Origin of the sequence: Paucisalibacillus algeriensis, from assembly GCF_000577245.1 — a bacterium.
Lineage (GTDB): Bacteria > Bacillota > Bacilli > Bacillales > Amphibacillaceae > Ornithinibacillus.
Genome location: NZ_CBYO010000005.1, coordinates 285778 through 304403 on the forward strand (window position 1 = coordinate 285778; position 18626 = coordinate 304403).

Genomic DNA, 18626 nt, shown 5'->3' on the forward strand with positions numbered 1-18626 from the left:
AACAATTATCTACTTGCATTTTAGTTTTCATTAGTAAAGAAATTAGTTATAATAGAGTTAGTTCAGTTATTCACGAATTATTTCTGTATAATTGAGGCAAAAGTACATAAAATTTGTACAAGCAAAATCATGTTGGAAGGATGAAATGGAAATGAAAGAACAATCATTTAATATTACTGCAGATACAGGTGTACATGCTCGCCCAGCTACTTTATTAGTTAATAAAGCTGGTCAATATCAATCTGAAATTGAGTTAACTTACAATGATAAAACAGTTAATCTTAAGTCTATTATGGGTGTAATGTCACTAGGGATTCCTAAAGGTGCTGAAATTAAAATCACAGCGAATGGTAGTGATGAAGAAGAAGCAATCCAAGGAATTTCAGAAGTAATTAAAGAAAACCTCGGTGAATAATGTAAAGGCTGTCTTAGGTAACCATCCAGACAGCCTTTTTGATTAATAATATTTGCCAAGATAATAACTTTCTTCCACAATTTTAAGTGCTTTTAATGCTTCTTGATTGTACGGGGTAGCTTTATACTCTAGTTGCTTTCTATAATTAGCTACAGCGGATTTGAGGGATTCTCCATATTCCGGTACCGCCTCGGAATAATAATTTACTACGCTTTTTAATACATTTACTTTCTCAAAATGCGCTAATGCCTTTCGTTCATGAAATACGACATTTTCAACTTGTTTAGGGTGATGTAAGTCACCTTGCATCGGGTGTTTTAAAACTGCTAGAACTTTAACTAAGTATTTATCCTGTCGATCCTCGATTAGTTCTCCGATATATATGCCAGATTTATTTGGTGCTTGTACAATATCTCCTATTGAGAGCTCACTCATATATATAACCCCTTTATATAGAATCTGTTGGTCCTCTATTCATTTTGCCAAATTTATCACAAAATCGCGAACTATTAACTTCCGACTTTAATTGAATGGATTAAATTTGGTATAATGAATAAAAGAAGGACGTGATAAAAATGATGCCGTTTTTATATTTTCCAGAAGATAAATCTGAATATATACCAGCGATTATTATGCTAGGGATCATTATAGTGGCAGCAGGTGTAGCTCTTTATTTTTTTTATAAGAACTCTAAAAAACAAGAAAAGAAATTTGACCTGGAATATAAGAATCAACTGGAGAAACAAAATAAACCACATTAGGTGTGACAGGGAGACCTGTCTTTTTTATTGGGAAAATTTATCTATTGGTGAGTATGAATATAAATGATGTTTACCGTCTCGTTTTTGGGCAAATACTATCCTTATTACGTCAAAAAGGAGTAGTGGAAATGCGATTCGTGTTTGTATTCCTTTTACCATTAGTATTGTTGGCTGCTTGTCAAAGTAAAGAAGAAACCTCCAAAAGTGTGGAAATGTATAATGCATCAGGTGATATGGTTGGAACTGCGCAATTATTAGAGGGGCCAGATGGTGTGCAAGTTAAATTAAAACTTGAAGGGCTGACCCCAGGATTTCATGGACTACATGTACATGAGTATGCTAAATGTGAGGGACCTGATTTTAAAAGTGCTGGAAATCATCTGGATCCTGAAGGGAAAGAGCATGGATTAATGCATCCTAAAGGACCTCATTTAGGTGATATGCCCAACATAGAAGCGGATGCTGGTGGACTAGTGGATGCAGAATTAATGCTTCCGGAAGCTACATTGAAAGAAGGGAAAATGTCGCTTCTAAGGGGAGAAGGTACTTCCTTAATTGTTACAGAAACGCAAGATGATGGTGTTTCACAGCCTAGTGGCGATTCGGGTGCAAGAATCATTTGTGGTGAGATAAAGTCTGGAAAGGGTAGTGAAGCTACAGAATCGCCAACCGATCCAACCGAATTTAATAAAAAGCAAGAAGAATAATAAGAAGCGTATGTATTGGGTACTGACCCCTAAAAGTTAGAGTGTAAAATCTAACTTTCGGGGTGCACTACCTTACCGCCCTTTTTCGTTTATTTATTTTGTACAGCTTGAATAATTCGTTTTACACCCTCTTCAAGTGTTTCTCTTGGGCAAGCAATATTCATTCGTATATATTGCTTACCTTCCTCACCATAATCAGCTCCAGCATTGAGCCCAACTTTCGCTTCTTCGTTAAAGAATTTTTTCAAGCCCTTTGCATCTAACTGTAGTGAGCTGCAATCAATCCACACTAAGTAAGTGCCATCTTCATCTATTACAAGTAAATCTGTATGCCTTTCTAATTCGCTTTTCACATAATCATAATGACTTTGTAAGATTTCACGTAATCCGTCCAGCCATTCTTCACCATGGTTATAGGCAGCTTCTAAAGCTGTATTACCCATAAGGTTTAAACCATGGAATCCTTGATTCAGAAATTGTTGATCAAGTTTTTCGCGGATTTTCTTATTTGGTGTTATCGCATAGGAGGCTTGTAGACCAGCTAGATTAAACGTTTTTGAAGGAGCCATACAAGTTATACTGAAATTAGCAATATCATCCGATAATGAAGCAATTGATACATGTTGTTTGTTAGGAAAAGTTAAATCACTATGGATCTCATCTGAAATAATTAAAACATTATATTCCTGACATAGTTTTGCCATTTGCTCTAATTCATCCCTTGTCCAAACTCTTCCAACTGGGTTATGTGGATTACAAAGAATAAATGCCTTTACACCTTGTTTTAACTTCTCTTCAAAGTCTTGAAAATTAATGGTGTATCGGTTATTCTCTAATACTAAGGTATTTTTCACTATTTTACGGTCGTGGGCTTCGATTACTTTATAAAATGGTGTGTAAACAGGAGTCTGAATCAAAATTGTGTCTTCGGGTTCTGTTAAAGCTTGAATTGCCATATGTAAGGTAGTTACGACACCAGGGCTAAATGACAACCAATCTGATTTAATATTCCAATTATGTCTTTTAGAAATCCAATTAACAATTGATGATTTGACACTTTCATCTACAATGGTATACCCGTATATACCATGCTTAGCTCTTTCTATCAATGCTTTATTCACTGCATCTGGAGCTTGAAAGTCCATATCTGCTACCCACATTGGTAGTACCTCTTCAGACTGGAAAAGGTCCTTAACCATATCCCACTTTACAGAGCGAGTGTTTTTTCTATTATGTACTGTTTCGAAAATTCCCATATTATTACCTCCTTTTATTTTTCCACTACTAGTATACCGTAAAATGGGCAAAAAAAGAGCAAAGCGTTAAATACGCCTTGCCTACAGGGGGAATACGAGAAAGTCTTACGATATTAGTTATACCCTGATACAATAAATATAAACATGTTTTTCAAAACTTTTTTCACTTCTTGAAACTTTTTCAAATGATAGGCGTACGAAACGTATGCGGACATGGAAATTGGGGGATGGCAATGCATGAAGAACGGTTATTACAATTGTTAAGAGAGAAAGATTTAGCAGCTTTCGCACAATTAATTGATGAGAGTAAACGATTGGTGGAGACAATCGTTTTTCAATATGGGATTGAACCAAATGATGTTGCTGATGTAGTTCTTGAAATCTTTCATAACTTCTACCAAAAAATAGATCGTTTGGAACCTGGTAAATTGTCAGTGTGGTTATTCCAACAAACTTTTAAAATATTAAAAGGTTATAAGGATAAAATCACAAGTAAAAAAGAAGATTTATTAACTATAGAAAAACAATATGGATATTACATAGAAAATAGAAGGCAAATGTTGCTGCATGCTTGTCTACGAGACATAGATAGTAAATCCAAGCAACCACTTATATTAAACTACTTTTATAACAAATCTATTGAGGAGATTTCTACGATTCTTAATACTAGTGTTGAAGCTACACAGACTAGATTAAAACGTGGGGAAGATTTGTTAAAAGGAAAATATGAAAATGTTATCCATCAGGAAGTACCATACCATCATGATGAGAGAAACTTGAACGAGCAGTTACGTGAACTAAACTACTACTATATGTGTTTACCAGAATTTGTTGATAAACAAGATATCTTATTGCGTCTTGAGAAAATAATGGCATCACACAAATGGAAAAAAATATTGCCAACAACTATAGTAATCATCGGCTTCCTTGTTTTTTCTATCATTACGGTTAGATACATTCAAGAAGAGAACGATAAACAAGCATTTTTGGAGCAACAGGAAACCAAAGAACAAGAGAAACAAAAAGAAGATATTAGCAATCCCGAGGATAAACAGGTGAAATTGGACCCGGAAATCGTTAAGCATTTGGATAAAGCTAAAGAAACCCTAAAAACTGAACTTGGAATGGAAGACATTAGTGAATTAACATCGATTCAGATGATAGAAATAATGTTAAAGGAAGTGAAAATAAACAATCCGGATAATGAAGAATTTGTCCGCAGACACCAAATAGAATATATAGACATGCAATTGACACCACCTTCCATAGCAAAAGAAAATTTACTAAACCCTGATAAACGGGATGAAAAATTTATGACTTATCTTTACACTCTAACGCAGTATGAAGGTGATTTTCAGGAATACTTAGATAGCCTTCTTATGGAAATTAATGTTCCAATCGAAGACTATGAGGTTCTGGTATCTTTTCAAGACGATGTCACGAGTTATGATGGACCGAATAAGATTAAAGATTTCATGCAAACTCTCAATAAGCAAGGGCATTATTTAACTAGAATATCTGAAAATGATAAAGTTTCCGTATTGATTGATTATCTGCAGGTTAAAAATGATGTGATAGAGGCCGGTTATAATGATGGGTATCTAGCTTATCTGGAACTGGTAATTAAACATGGGAATCAGTATTACCAAACTGATTGGAAAGAGGATGTTGATATATTATTAGAATTCGAATCGCTACTAACTAATTATGGGCATCATTATTCGAAGACATTTAAGGAATTCATTATCTCAGAGATTAATGCTAATCTTTATTCTCTTTTATGGGCAGGTCTTAGGCCACTTCAGGAAGAAGACAGACAAGTATACTATCAGTTCCTTGAAGAAAACCGTGATTCCGTATTTTGGGATATCATTAATACAGCTGTAGAAGAATATGAGGCAAACGAGTGGATGGAGACAATTCACCCCCCTGATCTTACTTATGTAAAAGCTCTCTTTGATAAGAGGTTTGGTAATATTACATTAGCAAACTTTGATTTTGTAAGGCGCTGGCCACTAGAAACAAATTCTATTGTCATTTATAAAGAATTAAAAGAAAACTTTGATCAGTCACGATTAGTAGACTTAAGTCCATTAGAAATGGTCTCATTATATGACTATGCAAGTGGGAAGGACGATAATGAAGTATACAATGCATTATGGGCATTAAAGACATTACCAGATGATGAGGATTTAGATTTTAATGAGTTAAGGCGGCATTCAATTGAATATGTCTTTACGGAATACCCAAGTGAAAATAATGCTTTAGTACATTTAGCTGACTGGAATCTCGATCATGTCACCAGTATTGAATTGATAAAAGAAAACAATATATGGCAAGTTGCTTGGATTTATAAAAACAACTCCTCTAAATAATAGGGGAGTTGTTTTTTCTTAATTCGTATTTAAAACTACCTACACCAAAAGATAAAAGTCTTAATTTATTTATGATACACTGTTACAATAATAATTATAAACTTTCCTTAATTAGAAATAATCTTACTAATTGAAACTTTTATACAGATAGATACGTTACATATATGAGTAGCTATGGTAAAAGGGGGATACTAATGCACGAGGAAGAACTTGTCAAACGAATAAGAGAAAGAGATCATGCAGCCTTCGAACATTTGATAGATCAATATAAAACTATAATAGAGAAATTCCTATTTCAATATGGGGTTGAGCCTAATAGAATTTCAGATGTTGTTAAAGAAGTTTTTGTGAAAATTGCTCAGAAAGCAGAAAGTTTTGAACAGGGTACTATGTTTACTCGGATTCATCAAATTATGATTCAAACAATAAAAAACGATGATCGTAGAAGGAAAAAAGCCCAAAAGATTACCGGAAATACAACTGATTCCACTCATTACGGATATTACTTTGAAAGACCAGATCATATTTCTAATCAAATGAATTTACGAGAAATGAATAGTAAGTATAAGGTTCCAATAATTTTCAAGCACTTCTGTGATAAACAAAGTGATGAGATAACTACCATTCTTAAAACAAATGAAGCAAATCTGATTAAAATGATACAACAGGGTGAAAAGTTATTAGAAGAAGAGTTTCAGAAGACATCAATTCTGCATCAAGACAGAAATCTTCATGACAGCTTAGGTGAAATGATTTATGCGTATCAAAGACTACCGGAGTTTACCGAAAAACAAGAAATTTTAGTTAGTATAGACCTAGCTAGAAAGTCTCACAAATGGAAGAAAATATTACCAACTTTTGGTGCTGTTCTTGGTTTATTTTTATTTGCTTTATTCGGATTAAACTATATTCAGGAGCAGAAGGTGGAACTAAAAGCAGCACAGGAAGAAGAACGAGCAGCAGCAAGGAAAGAAGCAGCTGAAGCAGTAGCTTATACAGAGCCAAAAGAACAAGTATATGAAATAGATCCAGAAATCCAAACTTATATGGAACAAGCAATTGAGAACTTTGCAATGGAACTAGGAATGGAAGATGTAAGCAGATTACCTGTTGTTCAGAATGTGAGATCCATGGTTGAAGAGTTGAAACGAACACCTGATATGTTCGGTGGGGTTGATGATACAAAGAACTATATCGATATGATGTTAACACTTCCTTCAACATTGCTTGAGAAGTTAGCATCGCCATCCGATGGAGATTCTTATTCTTTTATGGAAGTATTGGGTATTTCATTCATGTATGAAAGTGAATTTCAGAGCTATTTACAAGAACTGATTGCCTCCATCCCGGTAGATGAATATGAACAAATTTTTGAGCTGCAGGATAGTCCAAGTGACTATCCCGGACAGGAAGAAATTCAAAACTTTCTACGAATAATAAATAAACAAGGATACGAGATAGACATAGATCGGGATTATGGGTACTTGATGGTTAAATTAGACTTGGAAGAATTCAAAGGGAAATTAGCGGATAAAGGATACGGAGAAGCCTATTTAAGCTATGTGGATTTTACTGTTAGTCAATACACCATCGATTGGTCGGATTGGAGTGTTTTAGGTGATACTTTATTAGATATAGAAACACTTTACATTAAATATGGTGACTCATATGGTGATGGATTTCTAGAACATTTATATAATGATATGGCTAATTACCTTAACCAGTACTTAAGAACCTGGGATGGTCAAGAAACTGTATATGAAACAGAGAAAGAAGAATATTTTCAGTTCCTGGAAAATCATCCAGATTCAATCTATTGGGATGTAATCAATAGTACTTTACAAGATTGGGAAGAAAACGATTGGAAGAGAACACAGGATTTCATATCGGTTGAAAAGTTTTGGTTCCAATTAGATGATAGATTTAAAAATGTAAAATACGATGATATTATTGAACTAAACCGTTGGTCATTTACCACTAATACAGGTGCTGTCTATCGTGATTATAGCAGTAATTTAGATCCTAACCTGCTGACCGAATTGAAACCATTAGAAATTGTCTCTTTATTTGCTTATGCACATGAGAAAGAGGATAGTAATACGTACACCACGATATTTCATTCAATGAACATGGAACAGGAATTAGAAGAAGATTTGTTCAACATTAGGAATAAAGGTGGTTATGGTTTAACAGAATTTACATCCGAAAACACAGCTATCGTATACTTTGTCGATTGGAATAAAAATTTACTTGCATCCGTTGAACTCATGATAGAAAATGGTATCTGGAAAATAATGCAGTAAAAAATAAGACAGCTCATTACGAATGAGCTGTCTTATTTCTATTTCAAGCGTTTTTCTAATTCTGCCTTCTCTGCTTCGAATCCTGGCTTTCCTAATAATGCAAACATATTTTTCTTATATGCTTCTACACCTGGTTGGTTAAATGGATTAACACCTAGTAGGTATCCACTTAATGCACAAGCTTTTTCAAAGAAATAAACAAGATAACCAAATGTGTATGCATCAAGTGCAGGTACATCGATGATAAGATTAGGTACGCCCCCATCTGTATGAGCGAGTAGTGTACCTTGGTATGCTTTGTCATTGATTTCATGAATGGTTTTATTGGCTAGATAATTAAGGCCGTCTGAATTATTTTCCTCTGCTTCCAGTGTTAATTCTAATTTGGATTGATTTACATGGATGACGGTTTCAAACAAGTCACGTCGGCCATCTTGGATGTATTGTCCTAATGAATGAAGGTCAGTAGAAAAGTTAGCCGAAGTGGGATAGATACCTTTTTGATCTTTTCCTTCACTTTCTCCATATAATTGCTTCCACCACTCAGAGAAATATTGGAGACTAGGCTCATAATTAACAAGCATTTCAATTGTTTTCCCTTTGTTATATAGGATATTTCTTACTGCCGCATATTGATAGGCGATATTTTTCTCAAGGTTTGACTCACTGAAATCATTCATTGCATCTAGAGCACCTTGCATCATATCATCAATATTAATTCCACTTACTGCAATTGGTAGTAGCCCTACAGCTGTTAATACAGAGAAACGTCCACCGACATCATCTGGAATAACAAATGTTTCATAGCCAGCCTCATCTGCAACCCCTTTTAGAGCACCTTTAGCTTTATCCGTAGTGGCAAAAATACGTGTTTTAGCTTCTTCTTTTCCATACTTTTCTTCTAAGTATTTCTTGAAAATACGGAAAGCAATTGCTGGCTCCGTGGTAGTTCCACTCTTTGAAATAATATTGATTGAGAAATCTTTTCCTTCCAATACATCAAATAACTCTTTCATGTAAGTTGAGCTCATATGATGCCCTACAAAAATGATTTGTGGAACGTTATGCTGTTCTTTTGATAGCATCTGCTGAAAGGAATGATTTAACATTTCTAGTGCTGCCTTAGCTCCTAAATATGATCCACCAATACCAATGACAAGTAGAATATCGGAGTTATTTTTAATTTTTTCAGAAGCAGCCTTAATACGACTGTATTCTTCTTTATCATAGTTCTCTGGCAATTCTACCCAACCCAAATAGTCATTTCCAGGTCCGGTTTTATTATGTATAGCATTATGGGCTACTGTAACGAAATCTGATAGGTTGTCTAGTTCTTCCTTCTTTAGGAAATCTAATGCATGCTGATAGGAAAATTGTATATGCGTCATATGGTCCTCCTTTTAAAAGTAAAGAAATAAGTTTCTACATTATTGTAATCAATCATACAGTTAAATTACAACAAAGAAGAGGCTTCTCCTATCAATATTAGAGTAAAGCTAATGTTGATAGGGGAAGCCCCGAACTGGAATATTATTTTTTTAAATCGGATTGTTCAATCCATTCTTCCAGCTTTTCTTTTAATGTGTTAAATCCAGAAGTGCTTTCTTCTAATTTAACAGATTTCTTTGCTTGAGGTTTTGCTTGTTTTTTAGGTGTTTCTTCAGTTGCACGAATTGATAAAGAAACTTTATTGTTCGCTTCATCTACACTTAATACTTTAACTGTAACTTCATCACCTACTGTTAAATGTTCGTTAATATCCTTTACGAAACCATGAGTTACCTCTGAAATATGCACTAAACCTTGAATCTCATCATTAAGCGCTACAAACGCACCATATGGTTGAATTCCAGTAACTTTTCCAGTAAGAATTTGACCTACTTCTAATTTCTCTGTCATGCTGAACATCTCCTATACCTTCGTTTCTTTTCACACAATAAATAATTTTACCATACATTTTGGATTGGGGCAAAATATATTAAGGTTTCCATGGTATTGATGTGATTAATATATCCTCTTTCTGTAACAGAAAATCTTTACTAGGGTTAAGTATCCATCTTTCCTGTCGCAATATACCTAATAATAGGCGATCATCTAATTTTAAGTTGTATAACACTTCTATAAAAGGCTTTTTTTCAAATTCCTCAGGTAGTTTAAATTGATGAAATTGCTGATCCTTTAATAGGTGGATGACTGTTTCAAATGGTTTTGCCTTCTCCTTTAACACTTCCTGATAAAGCAGTGCACTCATGAAATCGTTTGGTCTTAGAATGGTACTGGCCCCAGCCCGAACGGCATTGTCAATTTGTCCTTTGGTCATAATTTCTACAATAATAGGAATATCTTTGTTATTCCCTCTGATAGCAACTACGGTGAGTATGGACTGGTTGTCTGCTTGTTTCTCACTTTTATGGTTGTCTGCACTGATAACTACTTTGGATGCTTCTACAATATTTGCCTTTTGTAGAAAATAGTCATCGGTTGGGTCTCCGTGGATAAAATGGACAGGGTAGTGCTGATAGGACATCTGGGAAACGGTTTGGTCAATTAAGACAATTTCTGCTTTCGAATCATGCTTTAAGATTCGATCCATTAAATTTCTTGTACGTTCATTCCAACCTACTAAAACAATATGGTTGTTCCCCTTATATGCCACTTTTCCTCGCGATAAGTCATTTTCGTGTTGGACGGTTGCAGCTGCAAATTGTGTGATGTAGAAGGTGAGTAATCCTCCCCCAGTTAGTATTAATATTATCCCCAAGATTCTACCAAGTTTTGTAAGTGGAACATAATCACCGTAACCGACTGTTGCACCTGTAACAACTGCCCACCATATACCGTCAAAGATAGTAGGGAATTGTTTCGGTTCAATATAATGGATGATAGTCCCGAATAACATCATGACTAGTAATATTGTTAAAAATAACCGAATAAGGATTGGGAGTCGGAAATAGATGTGTTTAAATTGCTCAATATTCATTTTCTCACCTAATTATTAGTCGTGTTTAATTAGTATGTACGTTTTTATTAAAACTATTGAAAGTTGATTGTAATTGAGGACACATCAAACTCAGTTCGTTCATAGATATATAAAAACCCCTACACCGTTTTGGTATAGGGGTTTAAAACTAGATGTTTGATAATGTTGTTTTAAGGCTTTGGTATACTTGATTCCAGAACGTTGAATTTGATTTATATTGACCGTACATTACTTGGATCATAGCATCAAATTTTTCTTTGTAGTCTTCTGCTTCTTTATCTGGTAGGTCTGCTCTTATTTCATCTACATAATTTTGGACTGGCTCTGCACGTGGCCCCCATTTAGCAACTTCATTTCCTCTTTCATCGATGAAAATAAAGATGGGGATAGAGCGTGATTTGCCATTTGTTAAATATTGATCCATTAGTTCTAAGTTTGAATCGCGGAGAATCATGCGAACTTCCATATCGTTTTTCTCAGCCAAGTGAAGTAAAACTGGAGTATTCATCATAGCATCACCACACCAATCTTCTGTAATAACAATAACTCGTAAATTCTTATTTCTTAGTTTGGAGAAAAATTCTTCATCCTCAGGTAGGGTGAAAGAATGATAAATATGTAAGAAATCTGCTTGATGTTTTTGCATATTATCAATATATTCTTTGCTTGCTATACCTTTAGCAAACCAATCATTCAAAGTCATGTTAACTCCTCCTTGTAATATTAATTTGATTGTAATCATTATTTTAAATTGGGTAAATAAAAGTGCTTGATCCGGATAAATTTGATATGATAAAAACAATGAATCTGAAAAATTAGAAGGAGTTGCCGGGATTGGAAAAAACAAATCGAGATTTTTTATTAGAATTACTTAGAACTCCATCGCCTTCAAGTGATGAGGTAGCAATTCAACGGAAAATGCGTGATTATTATAAAGGCTTTGCAGATGAAGTTTTAACAGATAATGTTGGTAATGTTATTGGTGTTCTAAATCCGGAAGCAGAATTTAAAGTATTATTAGCCGGACATTGTGATGAAATTGCACTTGTAATAAATCGAATTGATGAATATGGATTTTTACATTTTGATAAAATGGGTGGAATCAACCCAAAAGCTGCAGTTGGTATGAAAACTAATGTGCTAGGTTTTGGAAAAACAATTACAGGAGTAATTGGTGTTAATGCACAGCATCATGGTGGATTGAAAAATGATTTTGACCTGGAGGACTTATTTATTGATTGTGGCTTTAAGACGAAAGGGGAAGCTGAACAATTTGTCCAAATTGGTGATCTAGTTGTCTATAAAACAGAACCGGAAATCTTAATGGATCGTTATGTTTCTGGTAGAGGATTGGATAACCGAACAGGAGCGTTTATTGTTGCCGAAGTTCTTCGCCAATTAAAGAAAAAAGGTTGCACAGTAGGTGTTTATGCAGCTAGTACTGTAAACGAAGAAACCAACATGGGGGGAGCATATTTTGCTGCAGCAGGAATAGAACCAACCATGGCAATTGCTTGTGATGTAACATTTGCTACGGATTACCCTGGAGTAAACAAGAATAAGCATGGTGATGTGCGTTTAGAAAAAGGACCAGTCTTAGCTAAAGGTGCTCCTATTAATCGTAAAATAAATGATTTATTAGAGAAGACTGCAAAAAAATTACAAATGGACGTTCAATATGAACTAACTCCAAGACATACTGGAACAGATGCAGATAAGATGCGTTACACAGGTCGTGGTGTGCCAGTCTCTCTTGTATCCTTGCCACTACGCTACATGCATTCGCCAGTAGAAACAGCAAGTTTTGTTGATATCGATCAAGAAATTGAATTATTGGTTGAAATGATAAGTGGATTAACTGGGGAAGAGAGTTTGAATCCGTTAGATTGATATAGTTTCATAAGAAAAGATGACAAGGCATAGCTCTGTTACCTTTTTACTTGAATATCATGTTTGTTTTATTTACTGTATTTGGAGTTTTTTTCTGGTGCAATGTATTCCCCAGACTCTATTTAACAGCCGCATAAGACATAATTTTAGTGTTTACAACCTACAAAAAGCCACTCCAGTTTAGGAGTGTTTTTTTATGTCTAAATTAGGAAGCAGATGATGACTTTACAAGAAATAACATACTTAATTACAGTGATTTCATTTTTAGGTGGAATCGCTATTTTTTTGTTAAAACAAATTGTTATTTTTGCCATTACAGAAATCGATTGATTTACTTAATAAAACCTAAAGGGATTTTTGACAAGTACAGACAAAGAATTAGAGCTACATGAAAAGGATATTGCTTTTCTGAAGTTAAAAACCACCACTTGTTCTTGCTAGTGTTTGGAACGCTCTTAATACCTGACAACTAAGGGATTAAGTGACAGCGTTCAAGTGAGAACTTTAAAAAAACAAGAGAAAATGTTTAGTAAAAAATAGTAGACAAATGATTGGATTGTCTGCTGCAGGGTTATTTGACCAAACCAAAATTGTTAACAAGAAATAAAATAAATCAGGAGGTGGCTAGTATGCCATTTGAAAAATTAGGATACCACATTACAAGTCCATACGGGTATCGGACGGATCCATTTACTAGAGAAAAAAATACTTTTCACGACGGAATTGACTTAGTTAAAAGTCACAAAGCACCTATAGGAGCATTTGTCGGTGGGGTAGTATTATACGCTGGGAATGGTGTCTCTGGAACAGGGGTCGGGGGCTACGGGAATGTAGTTGTTATTCAGGACAAAAACAATCGTGCCCATGTTTATGCGCACTTGGATAGTGTGGCTGTACAAAGAGGACAGGCTGTTGGGCAAGGCGATATTATTGGTAGACAAGGTGCAACGGGTGTACGCGTAACTGGATCACACTTGCATTATGAGGTCCGTAAGAAATCAAGTCCATCTTTAGGGTGGGTAAACGATCCGCAAGCAAGAACTCTGGAACCTACTAAATATTTGAATGATTATTATGCTGCAGAGAATACTAACGTTTATGTGGTCCGTACTGGCGATACACTTAGTCAAATTGCAAAGGCTCACAATACTACAGTTGCAATTTTGGTACAGCTTAATGGAATTAAAAATCCCAACTTGATTATTCCAGGGCAAAAGATTAAGTTGCCTGGTGGGAAGAAAACACAGACTCTTTATCTACCTAAATCGGAATCTAGTTGGAGAGTTTATCCGACAAATGTTGCCCCGGTAATAGGTAATGAAAAAGGTTTCTTAAACCCTAAGAAATTTGGTGGATTGCAATATGAAGTACTTGGTAAACCGCAAGCTCATGTTGTTACGATTCAAACTCAAGATTTTGGCAGAGTAAATATCTATGTGCATCCTTCAACCGGGGCTGTAATTAAATAAACAAAAAATAAGCAGACACAGCTTATTATAGTAACTAGAATTTATTATTAAAGTCTTCTTGCGGAAACAGGAGGTCTTAATAAAATATTGGTGGTTGTTGTTGTTCATTATTATAGTAGCAACTATAATTTTAATTGGAAAGTGATTAACTTTTAATACAAAAATCGTAGTATTCAAACCAAAAAAGTTTACAATAATTATTTCTTGTAACCCATTCTTTCCACCATCAATTGACATGCTATGTTGAGATTCATCAATAAATCCATAATTCTTTAATCTACAGTGCCATCAATGACCGATTGATCTACACCAGGTTTATTAATTGAACCTACAATGACCAATTGACTTTTCTCTCGAGCAGAGAGCTAACAATTCAAATAGTATTTTATAATATAGTGTTGACTAGTTGTTGACGAATTGTTGACGAAACTCGTCAACAACAATCAAAATTAAACGGAAAAAAACCTCAAGCGAAATTATTCAATCCTAAGATATTGCCAATATAGTAGAATTGAGTTAAGATAAAAATACAATAACATATCGATTCCATCTTCGGGGCAGGGTGCAATTCCCGACCGACGGTAATGAACGAAGGTTCAAAGTCCGTGAGCTGTTTGAACATCATCAAACGGTTGACCTGGTGCAAGTCCAGGACCGACAGTTAAAGTCTGGATGGGAGAAGATGTCGAGCCGTACATTGGTACATTTATATATGTACCTTTATTTCCTATGATGATTATATACCCTAAAGCCCCGGTTAGGTCTGGCTTTAGGGTTTTTATTTTTGGCAGAAAGGAAAGTATAACTTTCTTTCCAGCCTGCATAAGAAAAACTAACACATTCGCTAAATGACGAGCGAATGCAAGTTTTTCTAAGGAATAGGCTTTCCTTCATCACGAGATGTGAATCGATAACAAGATGAAGGAGGAATGATGATGCAAACAAAATCATCGAATTTAACAAGACTTATTATTTTATCCTTATTAGGAGCGGTATCGTTATTATTATTTTTTATAAACTTTCCACTCCCGTTATTACCAAGTTATCTAAAGATTGACTTTAGTGATGTTCCTGCCATTATGGCAGCACTTATTTTTTCGCCAGTAGCAGGTATCGTTGTAGTAGCAATTAAAAATGTTTTATATTTAGCTATCGGTGGTGGAGATATTGTTGGGGTTACAGCAAACTTCTTAGCGGGAGCTTTACTTGTATTACCAATAGGGATCCTTTACCATAAATATAAGAGTGTTAAGAGTATTGTTTCTGGTCTAGTTACTGGGACAATCATTATGGCGATTGGTTTAGGAGTATTCAATTACTTCATTTTATTGCCTGTTTATGGATTAATGATGGGATGGGGCGACATGACCCATTCTGTAAAGTTAAGCCTAGTTTGGGTTGGTATTCTACCATTTAATATCATTAAAGGAATTATTGTAGGTCTTCTTTTTGTACCAACCTTTATTAAAATGCGTCGCTGGATTGAACAGCAACAAGCTAAATTTGCATAAAACTCATAAAAAAAAGCTAATCCAGTTGTTTGGATTAGCTTTTTTTCGGTACTACTGCAACGGTACATCTTGAAATACAGATTAAGTTTTCCTCTTCGTCTACAATATTAATCTCCCATACCATCGATGATTTTCCAACATGGATAGGCTTTGCTTTTGCTGTAACTACACCGTCTTTTTTACTTTTAATATGGTTTGCATTAATTTCAATACCAAATACATGGAATTTATCCAAGTCAACATGTAGACAAGCACCGACACTTGCAGCAGATTCGGCAAGGGCTACACTAGCACCCCCATGAAGATAGCCTAAAGGCTGGTGTGTGCGCTTATCCACAGGCATTGACATAATAACAAGGTCTTTTTCCAGTGAAACTGTTTCAATTCCAAGTGACTCCAATAAAGAATTTTTCGATTCCATCTAAACTCCCCCTAATAAGTGATTTTAGTAGTTCTTAGATGAAAAAATAAATTAATAATGACAAGCCTAACAAAAATCCGAAAATTGTATTTGTTTTTCCCGTTAACACCATTGCAGGCATCATTTCTAATGGATTAGTTTTTCCTTTGAAGCCTTTTACTACTTTCACTGCTGGAATTACTGCAATAAAGGAAATAAGCGACCATAGTGGCAATACATCAACAAGGATTAAGTATAAGGTAAAAAAGAATGCTACAAAGAATAGTAGTCCTAGAAAACGAACTGCATTTTCTCTTCCAAGTAATATAGCGAGTGTTTTACGCCCACCTTTTTCGTCCCCATCTAAATCTCGAATGTTATTGGAAAGCATGATGCATCCAATGAAAATAGCCACTGGAATAGAAATGAAAATAACAAAGCTATTAATGGATCCAGTTTGGATATAATAACTGATTCCAATAATAACCGTCCCCATGAAAAATCCGGAGAAAACTTCCCCAAATGGTGTTGTTGAAATTGGTAGTGGCCCCCCTGTGTATAGATATCCTAATAACATACATACCAGTCCAATTACAGCAATCCACCAGCTAGAAACCATACAAATGTATAATCCGAGTAAAAGTGCTATGCCATAGAATATAAGAGCTAGACGAAGTACGGTTTTCGGATGGACGCCGTCTCGTACGATTGTTCCACCAATTCCTACTGATTCATCTGAGTCGAGACCTCGTACATAATCATAGTATTCATTAAACATATTTGTTGCAGATTGAATTAACATCGATGCTAGTAACATTGCTAGAAATACTAGTATATTAATACCATCTGTATTTAATGCAATCATTGTTCCAACAAAAACCGGAACGAAGGAAGCTGTTAGTGTATGTGGCCTAAGTAAACGCCACCATACGTGAAAGCCATTTCGTTCATTTAAGGCTATTTTAATATGATCCTTATTAGTTGTTGCCATCACTTGAATCTCCTTAATCTTAATATCATATTTAAGTTTAGGCAAAAAGGGTGGGGGTGTCAATTAAGTAGAAGCATTTGTTTAACCAGATTTTTGGTTAGATAGTTGTTTTCTTGAGAAACTATGAAAAAGGGAATAGAATAAGAGTTGGACAATTATGCACTTTTTTGGAGGTTAATGGAATGGTAGAGGTTAAAGAGGAAACATTGAAATCTACTTTGGAAAAAGTGATTGGAAATTTAAATTCCTCTGAATCAAAACTTGTTAGTTTTACCAAGAAAATTGAATTGATTAATCCTCTTCATTTTTTTGAAGCGGGATTATATTTACATATGAATCGTTCTTTTTGGATGAGTACACTAAATGATTTTACCATGGTAGGAATTGGGAATGCTTTTTCCATTACGGAGGAACAATCGGGGATTACGGGATTAGAGAGTAAGTGGAAGACTTTGATAAGAGATGCAGTCATCCATAATCCATACAAGGTTTCTGGGACTGGTATATCTGCAATTGGGGGAATGGACTTTGATCCAAAAAAACCACGTACCGATTTATGGAATGCTTTTTCCAAGAATGAATTGCGGATTCCTAAATTTATGTTAGTGGTACATGGTACAGCCACTTATTTGACTGTGACATTGCATGTAAATGGAAATGATGAACCGGAAGAACTAGACAATATTGTAACGGAACAGGAAGAATTGCTTTTAACTTACCAAGCAAAACAACAACATACACCAAGTATTATCGATAGAATAGAAGTCGAACCGAACCAATGGAAAAGTTTAGTTCAAAAGACTACAGAGTATATTTCTAAAAGTACTATTGATAAAGTAGTATTAGCTAGAGAGCTACAATTAACTTTTTCTGAAAAGGTAAATATTACGGAAGCTTTAAAGAGTTTAATGGAATCACAACCAACCAGTTACATCTTTGCATATGAAAATGAACAGAACAGTTTTATTGGAGCAACACCTGAACGACTTGTAAAGGTTGAGCATAACGAACTATTATCAACTTGTTTAGCGGGTACCGCACCGAGAGGAATAACCGAGGAAGAGGATAACGAAATAGGTTATCAATTATTACACGACCAGAAGAATTTAGAAGAACATGATTTCGTTGTTCAAATGATCAAGAAATCTATTGAGCAATTTTGTGTGGGATTACAAATACCAGATAAACCTGTTCTGTATAAACTAAGGAATCTACAACATTTGTATACACCGGTTCGTGGTGCGTTACAAGAAGGGTATAGTATTTTTGATGTAATCAAGAAACTTCATCCGACTCCTGCTTTAGGCGGTGAACCCAGGGAAAAGGCTTTATCATATATACGTGAACATGAACTACTTGATCGTGGTTGGTACGGAGCTCCTTTTGGTTGGGTGGATAGTTATCAAAATGGGGAATTTGCAGTGGCGATTCGCTCAGGTCTAATCCAAGGTGATAAGGCTTCACTATTTGCTGGTTGTGGAGTTGTAAAGGAATCGGATCCGGAAACAGAATATGAGGAAACGAGAATTAAATTTTTACCGATGTTAACCATCCTAGGGGGATAATAA

17 protein-coding genes and 1 riboswitch are annotated in these 18626 nt (G+C 35.0%); of the genes, 9 read left to right on the forward strand and 8 right to left on the reverse strand.

Going from position 1 to position 18626, the window contains the following annotated elements; all coding sequences use genetic code 11:
* The first annotated feature begins 151 nt into the window (after window positions 1–151).
* Entirely contained in the window at window positions 152–415 is a 264-nt protein-coding gene (locus TY11_RS03785) for a phosphocarrier protein HPr (RefSeq protein ID WP_042143123.1), read from the forward strand.
* Between the two features lie 42 nt (window positions 416–457).
* Here TY11_RS03785 and kapB read toward each other — a convergent pair whose 3' ends face one another.
* Window positions 458–850 (reverse strand): kinase-associated lipoprotein KapB, encoded by a 393-nt coding sequence (gene kapB / locus TY11_RS03790; RefSeq protein WP_042142996.1) that lies wholly within the window; start codon window positions 848–850, stop codon window positions 458–460.
* Window positions 851–990: 140 nt separating this feature from the next.
* Between kapB and TY11_RS03795 the strand changes: the two genes are divergently transcribed.
* A complete protein-coding gene (locus TY11_RS03795) occupies window positions 991–1176 on the forward strand; it encodes a FeoB-associated Cys-rich membrane protein (RefSeq protein ID WP_042142998.1) in 186 nt (61 codons plus the stop codon).
* Window positions 1177–1304: 128 nt separating this feature from the next.
* Window positions 1305–1883: a superoxide dismutase family protein gene (locus TY11_RS03800; RefSeq protein WP_042143125.1), complete on the forward strand. Its 579-nt coding sequence runs from the start codon at window positions 1305–1307 to the stop codon at window positions 1881–1883.
* A gap of 89 nt (window positions 1884–1972) precedes the next feature.
* On the opposite strand, the gene TY11_RS03805 is transcribed toward TY11_RS03800, so the two are convergent.
* A complete protein-coding gene (locus TY11_RS03805; RefSeq protein ID WP_042142999.1) occupies window positions 1973–3139 on the reverse strand; it encodes a MalY/PatB family protein in 1167 nt (388 codons plus the stop codon).
* 233 nt (window positions 3140–3372) lie between these two features.
* Between TY11_RS03805 and TY11_RS03810 the strand changes: the two genes are divergently transcribed.
* Together TY11_RS03810 and TY11_RS03815 are read left to right on the forward strand one after the other, a co-directional pair.
* Window positions 3373–5514: an RNA polymerase sigma factor gene (locus TY11_RS03810; protein ID WP_042143002.1), complete on the forward strand. Its 2142-nt coding sequence runs from the start codon at window positions 3373–3375 to the stop codon at window positions 5512–5514.
* A 194-nt stretch (window positions 5515–5708) separates the two neighbouring features.
* Window positions 5709–7817 (forward strand): RNA polymerase sigma factor, encoded by a 2109-nt coding sequence (locus TY11_RS03815; RefSeq protein WP_042143005.1) that lies wholly within the window; start codon window positions 5709–5711, stop codon window positions 7815–7817.
* A 38-nt stretch (window positions 7818–7855) separates the two neighbouring features.
* Here the strand turns inward: TY11_RS03815 and TY11_RS03820 are convergent, their stop codons facing one another.
* From TY11_RS03820 to TY11_RS03835, 4 genes are all read right to left on the reverse strand, one after another.
* Window positions 7856–9205, reverse strand: a complete 1350-nt coding sequence (locus tag TY11_RS03820) for a glucose-6-phosphate isomerase (protein WP_042143006.1) — start codon at window positions 9203–9205, stop codon at window positions 7856–7858.
* Between the two features lie 142 nt (window positions 9206–9347).
* A complete protein-coding gene (gene yugI / locus TY11_RS03825; RefSeq protein WP_042143008.1) occupies window positions 9348–9716 on the reverse strand; it encodes a S1 domain-containing post-transcriptional regulator GSP13 in 369 nt (122 codons plus the stop codon).
* Between the two features lie 79 nt (window positions 9717–9795).
* Window positions 9796–10797: a potassium channel family protein gene (locus tag TY11_RS03830; protein ID WP_042143009.1), complete on the reverse strand. Its 1002-nt coding sequence runs from the start codon at window positions 10795–10797 to the stop codon at window positions 9796–9798.
* Window positions 10798–10945: 148 nt separating this feature from the next.
* A complete protein-coding gene (locus TY11_RS03835; RefSeq protein WP_042143011.1) occupies window positions 10946–11500 on the reverse strand; it encodes a thioredoxin family protein in 555 nt (184 codons plus the stop codon).
* A 131-nt stretch (window positions 11501–11631) separates the two neighbouring features.
* Between TY11_RS03835 and TY11_RS03840 the strand changes: the two genes are divergently transcribed.
* From TY11_RS03840 to TY11_RS03860, 3 genes are all read left to right on the forward strand, one after another.
* Window positions 11632–12687, forward strand: coding sequence for a M20/M25/M40 family metallo-hydrolase (locus TY11_RS03840; protein ID WP_042143012.1), 1056 nt, complete (start codon window positions 11632–11634; stop codon window positions 12685–12687).
* Window positions 12688–13316: 629 nt separating this feature from the next.
* Window positions 13317–14156: a peptidoglycan DD-metalloendopeptidase family protein gene (locus TY11_RS19755; protein WP_052345708.1), complete on the forward strand. Its 840-nt coding sequence runs from the start codon at window positions 13317–13319 to the stop codon at window positions 14154–14156.
* A 544-nt stretch (window positions 14157–14700) separates the two neighbouring features.
* Window positions 14701–14844: riboswitch (FMN riboswitch) on the forward strand.
* Between the two features lie 244 nt (window positions 14845–15088).
* Window positions 15089–15667, forward strand: a complete 579-nt coding sequence (locus tag TY11_RS03860) for an ECF transporter S component (protein WP_042143018.1) — start codon at window positions 15089–15091, stop codon at window positions 15665–15667.
* 34 nt (window positions 15668–15701) lie between these two features.
* Here TY11_RS03860 and TY11_RS03865 read toward each other — a convergent pair whose 3' ends face one another.
* Entirely contained in the window at window positions 15702–16088 is a 387-nt protein-coding gene (locus tag TY11_RS03865; protein ID WP_042143021.1) for a PaaI family thioesterase, read from the reverse strand.
* A gap of 34 nt (window positions 16089–16122) precedes the next feature.
* The gene (locus TY11_RS03870) at window positions 16123–17058 is read right to left on the reverse strand and encodes a 1,4-dihydroxy-2-naphthoate polyprenyltransferase (RefSeq protein ID WP_042143022.1); all 936 of its coding nucleotides are present in this window, start codon (window positions 17056–17058) and stop codon (window positions 16123–16125) included.
* Between the two features lie 182 nt (window positions 17059–17240).
* Between TY11_RS03870 and TY11_RS03875 the strand changes: the two genes are divergently transcribed.
* A complete protein-coding gene (locus TY11_RS03875) occupies window positions 17241–18623 on the forward strand; it encodes an isochorismate synthase (RefSeq protein ID WP_042143024.1) in 1383 nt (460 codons plus the stop codon).
* Window positions 18624–18626 lie beyond the last annotated feature (3 nt).

Coding starts and splice junctions, on each gene's coding strand:
- TY11_RS03805 (WP_042142999.1), bottom strand. CDS start 3,139: ATGGGAATTTTCGAAACAGTACATAATAGAAAAAACACTCGCTCTGTA.
- TY11_RS03830 (WP_042143009.1), bottom strand. CDS start 10,797: ATGAATATTGAGCAATTTAAACACATCTATTTCCGACTCCCAATCCTT.
- TY11_RS03810 (WP_042143002.1), top strand. CDS start 3,373: ATGCATGAAGAACGGTTATTACAATTGTTAAGAGAGAAAGATTTAGCA.
- TY11_RS03860 (WP_042143018.1), top strand. CDS start 15,089: ATGATGCAAACAAAATCATCGAATTTAACAAGACTTATTATTTTATCC.
- yugI (WP_042143008.1), bottom strand. CDS start 9,716: ATGACAGAGAAATTAGAAGTAGGTCAAATTCTTACTGGAAAAGTTACT.
- TY11_RS03875 (WP_042143024.1), top strand. CDS start 17,241: ATGGTAGAGGTTAAAGAGGAAACATTGAAATCTACTTTGGAAAAAGTG.
- TY11_RS19755 (WP_052345708.1), top strand. CDS start 13,317: ATGCCATTTGAAAAATTAGGATACCACATTACAAGTCCATACGGGTAT.
- TY11_RS03835 (WP_042143011.1), bottom strand. CDS start 11,500: ATGACTTTGAATGATTGGTTTGCTAAAGGTATAGCAAGCAAAGAATAT.
- TY11_RS03785 (WP_042143123.1), top strand. CDS start 152: ATGAAAGAACAATCATTTAATATTACTGCAGATACAGGTGTACATGCT.
- TY11_RS03800 (WP_042143125.1), top strand. CDS start 1,305: ATGCGATTCGTGTTTGTATTCCTTTTACCATTAGTATTGTTGGCTGCT.
- kapB (WP_042142996.1), bottom strand. CDS start 850: ATGAGTGAGCTCTCAATAGGAGATATTGTACAAGCACCAAATAAATCT.
- TY11_RS03820 (WP_042143006.1), bottom strand. CDS start 9,205: ATGACGCATATACAATTTTCCTATCAGCATGCATTAGATTTCCTAAAG.
- TY11_RS03870 (WP_042143022.1), bottom strand. CDS start 17,058: ATGGCAACAACTAATAAGGATCATATTAAAATAGCCTTAAATGAACGA.
- TY11_RS03815 (WP_042143005.1), top strand. CDS start 5,709: ATGCACGAGGAAGAACTTGTCAAACGAATAAGAGAAAGAGATCATGCA.
- TY11_RS03795 (WP_042142998.1), top strand. CDS start 991: ATGATGCCGTTTTTATATTTTCCAGAAGATAAATCTGAATATATACCA.
- TY11_RS03865 (WP_042143021.1), bottom strand. CDS start 16,088: ATGGAATCGAAAAATTCTTTATTGGAGTCACTTGGAATTGAAACAGTT.